Annotated in this window: 17 protein-coding genes; 11 read left to right on the top strand and 6 right to left on the bottom strand. The window is 69.7% G+C overall.

All coding sequences use genetic code 11. The annotated features are described in order from the left end of the window. Positions 1-11: 11 nt before the first annotated feature. The gene (locus ABGB12_RS18745) at positions 12-482 is read right to left on the bottom strand and encodes a TIGR00725 family protein (RefSeq protein WP_347679576.1); all 471 of its coding nucleotides are present in this window, start codon (positions 480-482) and stop codon (positions 12-14) included. Positions 483-564: 82 nt separating this feature from the next. On the opposite strand from ABGB12_RS18745, the gene ABGB12_RS18750 reads away from it, so the two are divergent. Beyond that, positions 565-1,128 (top strand): sigma-70 family RNA polymerase sigma factor, encoded by a 564-nt coding sequence (locus tag ABGB12_RS18750; RefSeq protein ID WP_347679578.1) that lies wholly within the window; start codon positions 565-567, stop codon positions 1,126-1,128. 2 nt (positions 1,129-1,130) lie between these two features. Then, positions 1,131-2,156: an LCP family protein gene (locus tag ABGB12_RS18755; protein ID WP_347679580.1), complete on the top strand. Its 1,026-nt coding sequence runs from the start codon at positions 1,131-1,133 to the stop codon at positions 2,154-2,156. Between the two features lie 62 nt (positions 2,157-2,218). Here ABGB12_RS18755 and ABGB12_RS18760 read toward each other — a convergent pair whose 3' ends face one another. Continuing rightward, positions 2,219-2,542 (bottom strand): hypothetical protein, encoded by a 324-nt coding sequence (locus ABGB12_RS18760; RefSeq protein ID WP_347679582.1) that lies wholly within the window; start codon positions 2,540-2,542, stop codon positions 2,219-2,221. Between the two features lie 316 nt (positions 2,543-2,858). On the opposite strand from ABGB12_RS18760, the gene ABGB12_RS18765 reads away from it, so the two are divergent. The 6 genes from ABGB12_RS18765 to ABGB12_RS18790 all read left to right on the top strand — a co-directional run bounded on the left by ABGB12_RS18765 (position 2,859) and on the right by ABGB12_RS18790 (position 8,216). Continuing rightward, on the top strand, positions 2,859-3,458 hold the full coding sequence (locus ABGB12_RS18765) for an RNA polymerase sigma factor (RefSeq protein WP_347679584.1): 600 nt from the start codon (positions 2,859-2,861) through the stop codon (positions 3,456-3,458). Beyond that, complete coding sequence (locus tag ABGB12_RS18770; protein WP_347679586.1) at positions 3,455-4,495, top strand: CU044_5270 family protein; 1,041 nt, start codon at positions 3,455-3,457, stop codon at positions 4,493-4,495. Before ABGB12_RS18765 ends, ABGB12_RS18770 begins: the two co-directional genes overlap by 4 nt. Positions 4,496-4,804: 309 nt before the next feature. Continuing rightward, positions 4,805-5,869, top strand: coding sequence for an alpha/beta hydrolase family protein (locus ABGB12_RS18775; RefSeq protein ID WP_347679588.1), 1,065 nt, complete (start codon positions 4,805-4,807; stop codon positions 5,867-5,869). A gap of 130 nt (positions 5,870-5,999) precedes the next feature. Then, a complete protein-coding gene (locus ABGB12_RS18780; protein WP_347679590.1) occupies positions 6,000-6,620 on the top strand; it encodes a TetR/AcrR family transcriptional regulator in 621 nt (206 codons plus the stop codon). Positions 6,621-6,646: 26 nt separating this feature from the next. Further along, positions 6,647-7,249, top strand: coding sequence for a hypothetical protein (locus tag ABGB12_RS18785; protein ID WP_347679592.1), 603 nt, complete (start codon positions 6,647-6,649; stop codon positions 7,247-7,249). A gap of 91 nt (positions 7,250-7,340) precedes the next feature. Next, positions 7,341-8,216: a hypothetical protein gene (locus ABGB12_RS18790; RefSeq protein WP_347679594.1), complete on the top strand. Its 876-nt coding sequence runs from the start codon at positions 7,341-7,343 to the stop codon at positions 8,214-8,216. 19 nt (positions 8,217-8,235) lie between these two features. On the opposite strand, the gene ABGB12_RS18795 is transcribed toward ABGB12_RS18790, so the two are convergent. Then, positions 8,236-9,402 carry an aminotransferase class V-fold PLP-dependent enzyme gene (locus ABGB12_RS18795; protein ID WP_347679596.1) on the bottom strand — a complete coding sequence of 389 codons (1,167 nt, stop codon included), beginning with the start codon at positions 9,400-9,402 and terminating at the stop codon, positions 8,236-8,238. Positions 9,403-9,462: 60 nt separating this feature from the next. Here ABGB12_RS18795 and ABGB12_RS18800 point away from each other — a divergent pair, with 60 nt between their 5' ends. Beyond that, positions 9,463-10,497 (top strand): CapA family protein, encoded by a 1,035-nt coding sequence (locus tag ABGB12_RS18800; protein ID WP_347679598.1) that lies wholly within the window; start codon positions 9,463-9,465, stop codon positions 10,495-10,497. 52 nt (positions 10,498-10,549) lie between these two features. After that, positions 10,550-11,635: a CapA family protein gene (locus ABGB12_RS18805; RefSeq protein WP_347679600.1), complete on the top strand. Its 1,086-nt coding sequence runs from the start codon at positions 10,550-10,552 to the stop codon at positions 11,633-11,635. On the opposite strand, the gene ABGB12_RS18810 is transcribed toward ABGB12_RS18805, so the two are convergent. Both ABGB12_RS18810 and ABGB12_RS18815 read right to left on the bottom strand, forming a co-directional pair. Next, positions 11,632-12,543: a Gfo/Idh/MocA family oxidoreductase gene (locus ABGB12_RS18810; protein WP_347679602.1), complete on the bottom strand. Its 912-nt coding sequence runs from the start codon at positions 12,541-12,543 to the stop codon at positions 11,632-11,634. The two genes, ABGB12_RS18805 and ABGB12_RS18810, sit on opposite strands and share 4 nt — an antisense overlap. Before the next feature lie 100 nt (positions 12,544-12,643). Continuing rightward, positions 12,644-13,357 carry a hypothetical protein gene (locus ABGB12_RS18815; protein ID WP_347679604.1) on the bottom strand — a complete coding sequence of 238 codons (714 nt, stop codon included), beginning with the start codon at positions 13,355-13,357 and terminating at the stop codon, positions 12,644-12,646. Positions 13,358-13,662: 305 nt separating this feature from the next. Between ABGB12_RS18815 and ABGB12_RS18820 the strand changes: the two genes are divergently transcribed. Continuing rightward, positions 13,663-14,811, top strand: coding sequence for a hypothetical protein (locus ABGB12_RS18820; RefSeq protein WP_347679606.1), 1,149 nt, complete (start codon positions 13,663-13,665; stop codon positions 14,809-14,811). A gap of 70 nt (positions 14,812-14,881) precedes the next feature. Here ABGB12_RS18820 and ABGB12_RS18825 read toward each other — a convergent pair whose 3' ends face one another. Next, entirely contained in the window at positions 14,882-15,619 is a 738-nt protein-coding gene (locus ABGB12_RS18825) for an IclR family transcriptional regulator (protein WP_347679608.1), read from the bottom strand. Positions 15,620-15,743: the final 124 nt, after the last annotated feature.

Raw genomic sequence — 15,743 nt, forward strand, 5'->3', positions numbered from 1 at the left:
TATGTAACCATTTACCCCCTTCTCTTCAACAGAGCGAGCCGCACGGCCTCCGCCGCGTCCCCGGCCGCCAGAACGCCCTCGACGGGCTCGCCCCACGCGTCCAGCACCCGCCAGCCGCCCAGCGAGACCACCGGGACGTCCATCCGCCGGGCCAGTGCCAGCTCCGACAACGTCCCCCACGAGCCGCCGATGATGATCACCGCCAGCGCCGAACGTACCAGGACCACGTTGCGGGCCTCTCCCATGCCTGTGGATATCTTCACGGTCAGGTAGGGGTTCGCCCCCGTGTCGTCGGCACCCGAGAGCACCCCCACCGTCGTCCCGCCCGCCTCCCAGGCGCCCCGCGCGGCGGCCTCCATGACCCCGCCGTAACCTCCGCACAGGACGGTCGCCCCGTGCCCGGCGAGCAGCCGCCCCGCCTCGAACGCGTGCGTCACGTCCTCGGGCCGCGGATCGGCCGGACCGCAGACGGCGATCTGCATCGTGAACCCCTTTCGTGAGTTGTGGCGAGATACCGGTGGAACCTGCCCCCTACGGAAGGCCGGCGATGGCATGGTGACGTCTGTGCGATCGGACGACTCGGCGCTGATCGCGGAATCGCTGCGGCGGCCCGAGGCGTTCGCGGAACTCTTCGACCGCTACTCGGGCCTGCTCTACCGCTATACCTCACGTCGTCTCGGCCCGGAAAGCGCCGAGGACCTGGTGGGCGACACGTTCGCGATCGCCTTCGCCAAACGGGCCAAGTACGACCCGGACTACACCGACGCCCGTCCGTGGCTGTTCGGCATCCTCACCAAGCTCATCTCCCGCCACCATCGGCGTGAAGCCGCCCGCTACCGGGCTTGGGAGCGCAGCGCCCCGCCCGCCGTCCACGTGGAATCGCCCGCCGACCGCGTCGCCTCGGGCGTGACGGCACAGGCGTCACGCGGCGAACTGGTGCTGGCGCTGGCCTCCCTGTCCGCCGGAGACCGGGACGTGCTGCTGCTCGTGGCCTGGGGCGACTTCACCTACGAGGAGGTCGCGCGGGCGCTGAACATTCCGATCGGGACCGTCCGGTCCCGGCTCAACCGCGCCAGACGCAAGGTCCGCGCCGCGCTGGGCGAGGTCAACCCGCTGGAAGGAGAGTGACGATGGACGACCTGAAGATGCTGCGCGACCTCGGCCGCGATCTGGAACACGAACCCCCCGCTTCGCTCGTCCGGCAACGGGACCGCATGTACGGGAGGCGCCGCGGCAGGCTGTCCGGGCCGAGGGGCTGGCTCGTCCTGGGCGTCGCCGCCGCCGTCACGGCTTCGGCGCTCCTGGTGCCGAGACTGATGCTCACCGGTGAAGTGGACCAGCTGGACAGTCTGGTCGGTACGGATGTCGGCGAGGACCCGAAACCGGCCAAGGACCTGAACATCCTGGTGCTCGGCACGGACCAGCGGTCGGGTGGGCGGAAGGCGCGGTCCCGTTCCGACACGATCATCGTCGCGCACATCCCCGCCGACGGTCGGGAGGTACTGGTGGCCAGTGTCCCGCGCGATGTCGTCGTGGACGTCCCGGACTGCCGGGGCCGAGACGGCGAGACGGTGCCCGGCCGCAGGACGATGATCAACCAGTCCTTCACCGACGGGGGTGTGGAGTGCACTCGTAAGACCGTCGAGAACCTGGCCGGGATCACTCTCGATCACACCGTCGTCTTCGACTTCAAGAGCTTCAAGCGGGTGATCGACGCCTTGGGCGGGGTGGAAGTTCTCATCCAGAAGGACGTGGAGGACCCCAAGGCGAAGCTCCGGCTCCGATCCGGGTTCCAGACGCTGAACGGGGAGCAGGCGCTCGCCTACGCCCGCGCCCGGTATGGTCTCGGTGACGGCTCGGATCTGAAGCGCATCGAACGGCAGCAGCAGGTGATGCAGGCCGCGGTGAAGAAACTGCACGCCTTGCTCGGCGACCCGGCGGCGCTGATGCGGCTGGTCCGGGAAGGGGTCTCCGGGGTGGAGGCGGACAAGAAACTGACGGCCGTCAGGGCTCTGGAGATCCTCCGTGTCCTCAAACGGGACGGGAGCCAGTCGACCGCCTTCCTCACCGTTCCATGGAAGCCGGCCCCCGGCGACCCGAACCGCCTCGTCCTGAAGCAGCCGGAGGCCGAGCGCCTCTGGCAGACCTTCCGCTGAGATAGGGCTCTACGGAAGAACGCCTCCGCAGGTGGCCCTGCGGAGGCGTTCACATGCAAGTCTCATGCGGAGACGGGGGTAGCTGCCGGGGAGACCTGGAGGGAGTACGTTTCGGTGTCCCAGCCGCGGGTGATCCCTCCCAGGGCATGGATGGCCGTGCGGAGCGCGGTGAAGGCGTGCATGGCGGCTTCCCCCTGGTCGGCGGCGGTGACGAGCATGCGGACTTCGATCCAGCCCGCGTGGAGATCGGCACCCAGGTCGACGTCCTCCACGAACGGATCGGCCTCCTCGATGCCGACGAGGGCGTCCATGAGCTGGTCGAAGGCCACGTCGGTGTTCTGCGAGCCGCCAGGGGGGCTGACCTTCAGCAAGGTCGAGTACTTCATCAGTCCTCCACGTTCCAGCAGTCGCAGCGGCCGTCAAGGCCACCTCTTTGGATACCCCCGCCCTGAAGGTTCTATGACAGCCCATCCTCTGGCGCGAGCCTCATTGATCAATTTGTCGTGTTAGCGCTTGTTGGTACCGGTCATCTTAGTGGCATCCGCCCAGGTCATCGCGGTTGTAGAGAGAAGTAAGGCTAGTGAGCGGGATGGCGTCGCGGACCTGATTCACGAACCCGGATGACCTCCTGTCCGGCCGTGCTCTGGCAAGGTTCGCGGTGAAAGCCCGGAACTCTCTTCAGGTAACGGACACAAGGGGAATGTGACCCTTCACGGCAGGACCGATCCCGAGTTGTGGGGCGCGGCCCTGGCGGGGGACGAGCAGGCTTTCGGAGAACTGTTCGCCCGCCACGGCCGCGCCATCTACAACTACTGCTTCCGCCGCACGGCCGACTGGTCGGCGGCGGAGGACCTCGCCTCGGTCGTCTTCCTGGAGACCTGGCGCCGCCGCGGGCAGGTCCGCATGGACGAAGGCTCCCTTCTCCCGTGGCTGTACGGGGTGGCGACCAACGTCCTGCGCAACCACCAGCGCTCGCTCCGCCGGTACGGCGCCGCTCTCTCCCGCCTTCCGGAGCCCGTCCGGCCGGAGGAGGACGCCGACCTGGTGGCCGCCCGCCTGGACGACCAGCGTCGCATGCGCGAGGTCCTCGAGCAGGTCAGACACCTTCCCCGCCGGGACCAGGAGCTCCTGTCCCTGTGCGTCTGGGAGGAACTCACCTACACCGAGGCCGCCACCGCCCTCGGCATTCCCGTGGGCACCGTCCGCTCCCGCCTCAGCCGCATCCGCGCGAAGTTGAAGGAACCGCCTCCGGCACCCGGACACAAAAGGAGAAACAGCGCACTTAGGGAGGAACTGTCATGAGCTCTCTGCCTCCTCGGCGGGACCTGCCTGATCTGCAGACCCGGAGGAACCATCTGATGTCAGAGATCGGCGCCCCGCCGCGCAAGCGCTCCCGGCGCCTCCTTTTCGGCGGTCTCCTCGCCGGTACGGCGGTGGCCGTGGCCGGAGGCGTCGCCGCCACCGTCCTGGTCGCCTCTCCCGGCGACCCGGTCCGCTCCCCTTCCGTCCGGCCGAGTGCCGTACCGCTCCAGTTGATATCCGCCACCGAGGTCCTGGAGCGCGCGTCCCGAGCCGCCTCGGACGAACCCGAACTCGCCCCGAAGCCCGATCATTACCTCTACTTCGAGTCCAAGATCCATGAGGCGAAAGGGCGCGGCACCTTCTACCGCAAGACCTGGTTCGCCGTCGACGCCAAGAGAGCCGGCCTTCTGCGCACGACCGACAAATCCTTCTCTGACCAGCCGCAGCCCGGACATCCCGGCTGGGGGGAGATCTGGCTGTGCAACGGCTTCCCCCAGAAAGTCGATGTGAACAATCCGCCGGATGACGACCCCGGCTGCCGTTCTGACAGCAAGTACCGGTCCGATCTGCCCACCACCCCGGACGCCATGTACCGGTGGCTCTACGACAACAGCCAGGGCGACAACCCTCCGGACGTCCAGGCCTTCGACACGGTGGGCAGCGCCATCCGTGAGAGCTATGTCCCCCCGAAGGCGCGTGCGGCCCTGTTCGCCGCCGCCTCCAGGATCCCCGGAGTCACCGTCACCCGGGACGTCACCGACCTCGCCGGCCGCAAGGGAGTGGCGGTGGGCCAGAGCTGGCACGGCACGCGCCAGGAACTGATCTTCGACGCCGTCACCTACCGTTTCCTCGGCGAACGCACGATCATCGACTACGAGACCTCCTTCGACCCTCCGGGCGGCGAGACCAACCCGGCAGTTCCCGTTCCCTGGACTCCTCCGGCCAAGATGAAGGCCCGCTTCAAGCACGGCGAGGTCACCTACGAATCCACCGAACTCCGCGTCGCCTTGGTCCCGAAGGTCGGCCAGGAGCCCTGACCGGCTCTCCTAACGCCCCCGCCGGATGCTTCCGGTGGGGGCGTTCGTGTGTGCGGGACCGCATTCGGGACGGCGTGTCGCCGGGGACGCCTGTGGCGCTGTTCTCGTTAAGGGGTTCATGTGACGGGATGTGACGGACAAGGGGAGGTGCGAAGAAGAGGTGATTCGTAGGGGAGTGAGGAAAACGAGGTCGGAAGGGTACCGATTTGCAACTTGGTGTGCTTCAAACTGTCCAGGGTGTCCGATATGTTGCGCTCTACTTCCTGGTAACCATGGAAACCGGCTGGTGAGAACGGTGCGTGCTACAAGGTGAAGCTTCGAGAGTTCGGGCGGCTGGTGACCGGCGCGGTGGCGGCCCTGGGGCTGGGGCTGTCGGCGGCGCCGGCGGCCGCGGAGCCCGGGCCTCCGGCGGCCGGGTACACGACGGCCGACAGCGGGGCGAGGATCACGGACGAGCGCTGGGTGGACGAGCGCACCGTCGACATCACGATCGACACGCCAGGGGTCACCGGAATGGACCCGCAGGCGCGGATCCTGGTGCCCGAGGGGTGGAGCAGGGACGCCGCCCGGACGTGGCCGGTGCTCTACGCGCTCTCCGGCGGGCCCGACACCTACACCATCTGGACCGACAAGACCGACATCGAGGAGACCTCCAAGGACGACGACGTCATCGTCGTCATGCCCGACTCGGGCAAGGGCGGGGGCTTCGTCGACTGGTACAACGGCGGCAGGGGCGGCAACCCCAAGTGGGAGACCTTCCACACCAGGGAGCTGACCCAGCTCGTCGAGCGCAACTTCCGGGGCGGCACCGACCGCGCGGTCATGGGACTGTCCTCCGGCGGGTCGGGCGCGCTGATGTACGCCACCCGCAATCCCGGCTTCTACAAGTACGCGGCCTCCTACAGCGGCCTGGCACACATCACGAAGCCGGGCGTCCCCACCATCATGCTGCTGTCGGACATGATCGACGGCTCCACCGAGAACCCCGATCCCTACGGCAAGCTGGGCGACCCGCTCTGGGACCGCTGGAACTGGCTGGAGCACGACCCGTACGTCAACGCCGGCGACCTGCGCGGCACCGGCGTCTACCTCTCCTCCGGCACGACGGGCCTGGTCGGTGAGCTGGACCTCACCCCGGAGGAAGTCTTCGAGCAGAAGGACGGGGACGCCGTCGAGGTCGTCAAGGCCTACGTGGCGGGCTCGATCAGCGAGAAGCTCATCGGCATGACCAACGAGGACCTCGCGGCCCGCCTCAAGGCGATGAACATTCCCGCCACCGTGCACCTGTACGGGGACGGCCTGCACAGCTGGCCCTGGTGGAACCGCGAGTACAAGCTCGCCTGGCCGATGATCATGAAGGCGCTGGGCGCCTGAGGCGCGAGAAGGGCGGGCATCCCCTCGGGGTGCCCGCCCTTCTCGCGTCCTTCGGAAGCCGAGGTGCGAATCGGTATCAAGCCTTTCAGCGGATTGCGCACTCGGGCGGTGACCGGGGGATGATGTGCGGGTGACCGAGACAGGGACGCCACTACGCAGAAGGCCGGCCCAGCGCCGCTCCGCCGAGCGGGTGCAGCGGATGCTGGACGCCTGCGCCGAGATCCTCGACGAGTCGGGCTACGAGGGGCTGTCCACCACCCGGATCGCCCAGCGGGCAGGCGTGGCCATCGGCTCGGTCTACCAGTTCTTCCCCGACAAGCGGGCCGTCGCCCAGGCGCTGGCGCTGCGCAACCTGGAGCAGTTCGGCGAGCGCATCGGCGAGCTGCTGGCGGGCGGCTCGATGGACCGCTGGTCGAAGATCGTCGGGCAGGCGATCGACATCTTCGTCGAGATGCACCGGACGGTGCCCGGTTTCCGGGTCCTGCGCTTCGGCGACGTGGCCGACCTCCACCTGCTGGACGAGTCCGCCGACAACAACGCCGTGGTGGCGCGGCGGTTGCGGGAGCTGATCGTCCAGTCCACCGGGGTGCCCGACACCCCGCGGCTGGAGCGGGCCTTCTCCATCGCGGTGGAGGCGGCGGACGCGCTGATCAAGATGGCCTTCCGCCGGGAGCCGGACGGCGACGACCTGGTGATCGACGAGGTCAAGGAGCTGATCCAGAACTATCTCTCCACCTATCTGGACAGATAGCCAAGGGAGCCATATAGGTTCCTAAAATGGACTTCAACTGGCTTCAGGCGCAGACCCGGTTCCTCGTGCGCCAGCGCGTCACCCTCATGGTGAACAAGTACGAGGTGCACACGCCGGGTCCGGACGGGAGCGAGCAGCACCTCGTCGCGTTCGCCCAGCAGAAGCGGCTGGCGTTCAAGGAGCAGGTGACGCTCTACACCGACGAGAGCAAGCAGTACGTGCTGGCCGGGTTCAAGGCACGCCAGCGCATCGACCTCGGGGCGACCTACGACATCACCGACCACGAGGGCCGGCCGATCGGCAGCTTCCGCAAGGACTTCAAGCGTTCGCTGACCAGCTCGACCTGGCATCTGGAGCAGCCGGGCCTGGGCGTGACGACGGGCACCGAGCGGAACCAGACGGTGGCCATCCTGCGAAGGATCTGGGGTTTCATCCCCTTCCTGGGCGACCTGCCGTTCGCCTGGCCGTACCACTTCGACTTCACCGCGGGGGGAACCCACCCGGTCTTCTCGGTGGTCAAGAAGTTCGGCCTGAGGGACAAGTACGTGGTGGAGGTCCACGACCCGAGGATCGACCGCCGTCTGGTGATCGCCCAGGCGGTCGCGCTGGACGCCCTGCAGAGCCGGTAGGGGGATCGGCGCTCCGCTGCTCCAGGGCTACATTCCCGGACATTACTTCTTTGGCGCGACGTCCCGGCGTGGTGAATGTCACCATGAGGATATGACCGGTGACGAACTGGCACAGGGTGAACCGGCACGGGGGTCGGTGGAAGAGCCGGCATGGCCGTGCAGTGGAACCGTCGGCGGAGTCCCCTTCGTCGCGTTGCCTCCCACCGCGGTGGACGCGCCGACGCGGGACGGCCTCATCGTCTGCTGGCACGCCTTCGACCCGCCCCGCACCGAGGCGGCGATGGCCGCGGCGCTGCCCATGACGGGCGTGCCCGTCTGGCGGGTCTACCTGGGCCTGCGGTCGCCCGACCCGGCCGAACACGACTACCTTCAGCTGCTCGCGAGCACCGTGGAGCGTGCCGCCGCCGAGCTGCCCGAGGTCGTGGCGGCCCTGCGCGAGCCGCTCGGCCTGGGGGACGGGGCGGTCGGGCTGGCCGGGCACGGCGAGGGCGCGATGGCCGCGCTGCTGGTCCTGGCCGAGCAGCGGATCCCGGTGTCGGCGGCGGCGCTGATCGCCCCGGTGTGGCGGCCCGAACGGGTGATCGAGGCGAGGGAGCGCCGCCTCGGCGCCTACTCCTGGACGCCGGAGACCCTGGCGATCGCCGAGCGGCTCGACCTGGCCGACCGGGTCGACGACATCGCCCGGGCCGACCCGAGGCTGCTGCTGGTCGGCGGCGCCAGCGACCTGCTCGTCCCCGTCGATCAGGTCGAGGAGCTGCGTCGGCTGCTCGGTGAGGCCGGGGCCGCCTCCGCCGAGTCGGTGACCTTCCGGATGGGGCACGCGTTGGCCGCGGAACCCGGCGTCGAGCCCAGAGCGCCGCTCACCGCCGCGGTCAGCGTCGACGCCGCGCTGACCGACTGGTTCCGCCGGCATCTCGGCACGAACACCCCCAAGGCGAGCAGACCGCTGGCGGTCAACCTCGGCTGAGGCGGCTCCCCGGGAGCGGTCAAAGGAGCGAGGCCAGGACGTCCACCGTCCGGTCCAGCTCCTCTTCGGTGTTGTAGTAGTGCACCGACGCGCGGACGCGAGCCCGGGGAGCCACTCCCTCGTCATAGCGGTAGGTCTGCTCGGAGACCTTGGCGACGACGCCCGCCGCGGCCAGCCGCTCCACCAGCGTGTGAGCGCTGTGCTGGGCGTGGGTGAAGGTGACGATCCCGCTCTGGTGCAGGCCCCGGTCGCGGACGGTGACGCCGGGCAGGTCGGCCAGGGCCGTGCGCAGCCGGGCCGCCAGCGCCTGCACCCGCTCGGCGATCGCGTCCAGGCCGAGGTCCAGGGCGTATTCGGCGGCCTTGACCAGCCCGAGCTGGCCCGCGACAGAACGTTCCCAGCTCTCGAACCGGCGGGCGTCGGGCCGGAGGGCGAAGCCGTCGGGGCCGGTGAGGTCGGCCGAGCGCAGGTCGACGACCTGCGGCTCCAACTGGGGCAGCACGGAACGGCGGACGTAGAGGAAGCCGGTGCCGCGGGGACCGCGCAGGAACTTGCGGCCGGTGGCCGACAGCAGGTCGACGTTCAGGGCGTCCACGTCGATCGGCAGCTGGCCGACCGACTGGCAGGCGTCGAGCAGGAACAGGGCGCCGTGGGCGCGGGCCAGCGCGCCGACCTCGGCGACGGGGTTGATCAGCCCGTCGTGGGTGGGCATGTGGTTGAGCGAGACCAGCCGCACTCCGCCCCGGGCCAGCTCCCGCTCCAGCGCCTCCAGGTCGATGGTGCCGTTCCCGTCGTCGGGGACCACCTCGACGGACGTCCCGTGCCGCCGGGCGCTCTGGAGGTAGGCCAGCACACTGCTGGAGTACTCGCTGGTCGTGGTGAGAACGCGGTCGCCCGGCTTGAAGGGGACGGCGTAGAAGGCCTGGTCCCAGGCCCGGGTCGCGCTCTCGGTGAAGGCGATCTCGTCGGGGGCCGCGCCGACCAGCCGGCCCGCGATCGTGTACCCCTCCTCCAGCCGGTCGTCGACCTGGCCGGCGGCGTCGTATCCGCCGATCTCGGACTCCAGGGTCAGGTGCCCGACCACCGCGTCGAGGACGGGTCGGGCCGTCAGCGCGGAGCCCGCGGCGTTCAGGTGGACCGCGGTCCTGGTGCCGGGCGTCTCTTCCCTGATCCGTTCGATGTCCACGCTGGTCCTTTCCTGGAGCTCGGTACGAACCAGCATAAAGAGCCCTGCATCCTAGGGGACATGATGCGCAGACTGATCGCCGCCGGAACCGTGCTCGCCCTCGCCGGTTGCGGACTCGCGGGGTGCGGGGGAGACGGCGAGGCGGAGGGGAAGGACCTGGCCCCCATCACGGTGGCGTTCGGCGGCGACGTGAACTTCCAGGACGGGCTGGCCGCCCGGCTGTCCGACCCGTCCAGTGCGCTGGGACCCATCTCCCAGCAGCTCGGCGCGGCCGACCTCACGATGGTCAACCTGGAGACCGCGATCACCGAGGGCGGCACCCCGGCCGCCAAGCAGTTCACCTTCCGCGCCCCCTCCACCGCGTTCGACGCGTTGAAGGCGGCCGGGGTGGACGTGGTGACGATGGCCAACAACCACGGCATGGACTACGGCCCCGAAGGGCTCCAGGACTCCCTGAACGCGGCGAAGGAGAAGGGCTTCCCCGTCGTGGGCATCGGCGCGAACGCGGCCGAGGCGTTCACCCCGCACGTCGCGGACGTCAAGGGCACCAAGGTCGCGGTGTTCGGCGCCACCCAGGTGCTGGACGACAACCTGATCTCCGCGTGGACCGCCACCGACTCCCAGGCCGGTCTCGCCTCGGCGAAGGAGCCGGCGCGGCTCATCGAGGCCGTCAAGAAGGCCAAGGACGAGTACGACACCGTCATCGTCAACCTGCACTGGGGCGTGGAGAAGCAGAGCTGCCCGTCCGATGACCAGAAGGCCCTCGCCGACCAGCTCGTCGACGCGGGCGCGGACGCCGTCGTCGGAAGCCACGCGCACGTCCTCCAGGCGGGTGGCTTCCACGCCCAGAAGAAGGACAAGTACATCCACTACGGGCTGGGCAACTTCGTCTTCTACAGCTTCACCCCGGGCAGCCCGACCAGCCAGAGCGGCGTCCTCACCCTGACGCTCAAGGGCCACAAGGTGCAGAAGGCCGACTGGGCCCCGGCCGTCCTGGAGAGCCCCGGCCTGCCCAGGCCGCTGAACGGCACCGAGGCCCAGAGCGCCTACACCGCCTGGCAGGCCCTGAACGGCTGCGCGGGCCTGGCACAGTGACGGGACGGCGTCTGCCATTCTGTTCCGGACACCCAGGGGCGAGGAGGTCCGGATGCGCGGAAAGGTGATGCTGGCGGCGACGCTGGCCGGTGTACTGGCGGCGTCCGCGTGCAGCAGCGGTGAGGACGTCTCGGAGGCCGCGGGGGACACCACCCCGCCCGTGCCCACGAAGTCCGCCGCGCCCGTCGAGGAGCCGCCCGCCAAGGAGCCGGTCATCCTGGCGTTCGGCGGCGACGTGCACTTCGAGGGCCAGCTGCGGGCCAGGCTGAACAGCCCGAAGACGGCGCTCGGCCCGATCTCCTCGACCCTGCGCAAGGCGGACCTCGCCATGGTCAACCTGGAGACGGCCATCACGACCGGGGGCACCCCGGCCGGCAAGCAGTTCACCTTCCGCGCCCCCCCGACGGCCTTCACCGCGTTGAAGGCGGCCGGCGTGGACGTGGTGAGCATGGCCAACAACCACGGCATGGACTACATGGAGACGGGTCTCGCCGACTCGCTGAAGGCGATCAAGAAGACCGGTTTCCCGACCGTGGGCATCGGCCGCGACGCCAAGGCCGCCTACGCCCCCTACCGGACGACGGTGAAGGGCAACAAGATCGCGATCCTGGGCGCCACCCAGGTGCTGGACGACCACCTCATCCCGGCCTGGACCGCCACCGACACCAAGGGCGGGCTGGCCTCGGCCAAGGAGGTCCCGCGGATGATCCAGGCGGTGAAGCAGGCGCGCAAGGGCTCCGACCTGGTGATCGTGCACCTGCACTGGGGCGAGGAGCTCAACCCCTGCCCGCTGCCCCGGCAGAAGGAACTGGCGCGGCAGCTCGTCGACGCGGGCGCGGACGCCGTGGTCGGCGGGCACGCGCACATCCCGCTCGGCGGCGGCTACCTGGACGACAGCTACATCCACTACGGGATGGGCAACTTCGTCTTCTACTCGGCCAGCGGGCAGACGGCGAACTCCGGCGTCCTGCTGCTCAAAGCCGAGGAAGGGAAGATCACCAAGGCGGTGTGGAAGCCGGCCAGGATCTCGGGCGGGCTTCCGCTCCGGCTCAAGGGCGCCTCGGCCAAGGCCGAGCTGAAGCGCTGGCAGGGCCTGCGCGACTGCGCCGGCCTGGAGCCGAGGAAGGGCTCGTCCTAACCGGCGCTCAGCAGGCGCTCGGCCAGCCGGTGGGCGGGCAGCGCGTGGGAGGCCGACACCTCGCAGGACTCCGGAGAGACGAGGCTGTCGAGCACGTGCTCCAGCAGGGCGGCGAACCCCCTGCGGTGGGCGACGGACTCCCAGGACGCGGCGGGCGGGAGCTGGACCCGTCCGTCGCGGCGCAGCTCCAGCCGCTCCAGGTCGGTGACGGCCGCCGACCGGCCGTCACCGTGCACCTCGAGCCGTTCCAGGTCGATTCCGGACCTGCGGTGCATCGCCAGTGAGCCGCTTCGGCCGTCCCCGCCGAGCAGGGCGGCGCAGGTCGTCATCCGGCCGAGGTGGTCGGTGCGCAGGAGGAGGTTCTCCTCTTCGAACCGCTCGCCCAGGAGCCATATGGCCAGGTCCAGCAGGTGAAGAGCGTCATCGTAGACGGTGTGCCGGGCCGGGGCGTCCTGGAGCGAAGGGCGGTGCTTCTCCAGGGAGAACCACTGCAAGGAGTCGGAGACCCAGTAGCGGGCGGTTCGGTAGGCGGGGGCGAACCGGCGGTTGAACCCGACCGCGAGCAGGACGCCCAGGTCCTCGGAGAGGCCGGTCAGGGTCTCGGCCTCGGCGAGGTCCGCCGACAGCGGCTTGTCCACATAGGTGGGGACGCCGCGCCGCAGGCACTCCCCGACGAGTTCGAAGTGCGCCTCGGTGGCGGCGTGGACCATCACCAGATCGAGGTCGCGTTCCAGCAGCTCCCGGTAGTCGGTGGTGCCGAACGGGATCCGGTAACGCGACAGGACGGAGTCGACGGCGGTGGCCGAACGGCTGGCCACCCCCACGAGCTCGGTCCTGGCATGCCCCGCGACCAGCGGAAGGTAGGCCTTCTCCGCTATGTCGCCGAGCCCGACGAGTCCGATGCGCATGGCTCGAATCTACCGTTCACCGCCGGCCGCGCCGGGTATCGCATGGAGAAAGCCCGAGGCCCGGAACCGCGTGCGGTTCCGGGCCTCGGGAGGCGTCAGATCACTCGCCGTCCGCGAACTGGAAGGCGGCCGGGACCTTGATCTTCGCGTTCTGCTCCGCCGTGCCGTAGACGACGCCGATCTCGCGGTGGTGGCTGAGCTCGATCTCGCTCGGGTCGTCCTGCACCTCCTTGCCGTCCACGTAGAACTTCAGCGTGCGCTCGGCGTCGGTCTTGAACTGACCGACCTGGGTCTTGCTCAGCGGGATCTCCCAGATCTTGAAGAGCTGGTCGAGGGTGAAGACCTTGTCCCTGCTGAAGGACTCCACGTGCAGGACGCCGCGGGTGTCGTGGGTGTGCAGCTCGGCGATGTTGCCGGCGGGGTCGATGCCGAGGTTGGCGGGGATCGGCTGCTGCTCGCCGTTGACGAAGAGGCTGAGGTGGGAGTGCTCGTGCTTGGCGTCGCCCTCCATGCCGAGCTTCACCTCGAGGCCGAGCTGCTTGGCGACCTTGACCGGGTCGGTGGGCAGCGTCCAGGGCGGGCCCGCCTCGATCCGGGCCTGGTTCGCCTTGGCCGCGTTCTTCTCCTTGTCGCGCTCGCTCTTGTCGACCGCCCAGTAGGCGCCGCCGCCCATCGCGCCGATGATCACGGCCACCACCGCGAAGGTGATGATCCAGCGGATCCGCTCGCGCCGCTTCTCCGCCGCGCGCATGGCGGCCACACGCTCCTTGGCGCTCGCCTTCGAAGCATCGTCGCCCTTGCTCTTGGTCGCCACTGCTCTGGTCCTCCGGGGTCGTTCAGGGGCACAGCCAAACATGGCCTTGGTAAAGGGTAGGTAAGAGATTGGCCTGTCCGGGTCGGTCGGCGCCACCCCGGGGTCCCTGGAATCCTGGCGGGTTTCGGGGTGAATGCCGAGGGGTAATGCCAGAAAAATTGGTGGATGCGCAATTTATTTGATCGCTTCAATCGCTCATAATGAATTCGCGAGTCTCCTCAACGGGCCGGGTGAGCTGTACTAACGTCCCCCCACGACGGTGCCGCCGAAGGGGCGGGGACACGAACCGTCCGGGGGGATGAGAAATGAAGAGCACCACCAGGAACCTGATCTGCGCCATGGCGGTCACTCCGGTGGTCGCCCTGCTCGCCGGGGCGCCCGCGGCGGCTGCCGACGACGGCCCGCTGGCCGCGCTGCTGGAGCGGGACGGCACGAAGGGCTCGTCCGCGGACCTGGCCCGTCCTGTTCTGGGCCCCTTTCCCTACCTGGCCCTCGACACGGTGCGGAGCGCGGGCACCTCGCGGATCGAGACCCGCCGCGACGGGGCGCACGAGGCCACCTCTCTGCTCGGCCCGACGTCCAGCGAGAAGTACGGCCTGAAGGCCGAGGGCATCGCCAGCAGGTGCGTCACCCCCTCCAAGGGGAAGACCAGAGGCGGCACCCTCATCGAGGGCGGCAGGCTCCAGGGCAGGAAACTGCCCGAGTACCCCGCCCTCAACCAGCAGATCCCGCTGCGGGACGGCGCCTACGCCTACCTGAACAGGCAGGTGCGCACCGCCGAGGGCTACACCGTCATCGGCGCCCAGCTCGTCGACAAGACGGGCAAGACCACCGACCTGGCGAAGACCCGCTGCGTCACCCCCAGGAAGGCGATGGCCGCCCAGCGCCGGGTGCCGAACGGCACGGCCGAGCAGGCCTCGCCCGCGGACCCGGGCCCGGGCCTGGGCGCCGACGCGGTCGGCAACATACTCGGCGGGCTGCTCGGCGGGCTGCTCGATACCCAGGCGAAGCTCGACAGGCACATGTCCCGCAAGAGCCCGGTCTCCCTGTCCGTGGCCGACGAGCTCGGCGAGAAGGTGGAGAAGGCGGCGGCCCCGTCCCTGCCCGGCGGCCCGAAGGCCGGGCCTCAGGCCGGTCTCCCGGCGGGCCCGCAAACAGCCCCCAAAGCGGCGCCCAAGGCGCAGCCCCGTCAGGCGGCCCCGAAGGGCGGACGCCAGGCGATGGCCGCCGAGCCCGAGCCCAGGCTGCTCGGCAACAAGGTCCTCAACACCCAGACCGGTGACGTCTTCGAAGCGCTCAAGGGCAGCGGCACGAACAGCGGCCTGAAGAGCTCGCTCTTCGATGAGAAGAACAAGGCGGCCAGGCCCACCCAGTCCGGCCTGTTCGGCGGGCTGCCCGGTCTGCCGCAGCTGCCGGCGAACGTGTCGAACCTGCTCCAGGGATACGCGGGCTGACCTGTTCCCCTGCGCTCCGCATGGATCCGCACGGCCCTCGGGCCGCGCGGATCTTTTTCGTTCCCGCGGGTCAGGGCCGGACGAGCCCGGTGACGAAACCGTCGGCGGCGCTCCGCATGACCGGGACGACCGCCTCGATGGCCTCGGGGGTCATCCGGCCGCTGGGTCCCGAGACGGAGAAGGCGGCGAGGGCGGGGACCCCGGTCAGGGGGACCGCCACGCAGCGCACGCCCAGCTCCTGCTCCTCGTCGTCCAGGGCGTAGCCGCGCTCCCGGACGACGGCCAGCTCGGCCATCAGCGCGTCGGGGTCGGTGCGGGTGTGCGGGGTGCGGGCCGGCATGCCGGTACGGGCCAGCAGCGCGCGGACGCCGTCCTCCGGCAGCTGGGCCAGCAGCGCCTTGCCCACCCCGGTGCAGTGCGGCAGGACCCGGCGGCCCACCTCGGTGAACATGCGCATGGAGTGCCGGGAGGGCACCTGCGCGACGTAGACCACCTCGTCGCCCTCCAGGAGCGCCATGTTCGCGGTCTCGCCCAGCCGGTCCACCAGGTCGGCCAGCGCGGGCCTGGCCCAGGCGCCCAGCAGCCGGGACGCGCCCTCTCCCAGCCGGATCAGCCGGGGGCCGAGCGAGTAGCGGCGGGAGGGTTCCTGGCGCACGTAGCCCCGGGCGACCATCGTCTGCATCAGCCGGTAGACGGTCGGCATCGGCAGACCCGCCTTCTCGGTGAGCTCGGAGAGCGCCAGCTCGCCGCCCGCGTCGGTGAGGTGCTCCAGCAGTTCGAAGGCCCGTTCCAGGGACCGCACAGTCATGGGCTCAGTGTACGGAAACTGCATTTCGCTCTGTGAAAGTGGTCTGGGAGGTTATCTCCGATCATCGTGGGGGATGACCTTGCTGCGCCCCCTTGACCCCCTCCGAACAGGCGACGGAAGGCGG

This window comes from Actinocorallia sp. B10E7, from assembly GCF_039871655.1.
GTDB lineage: Bacteria > Actinomycetota > Actinomycetes > Streptosporangiales > Streptosporangiaceae > Actinocorallia.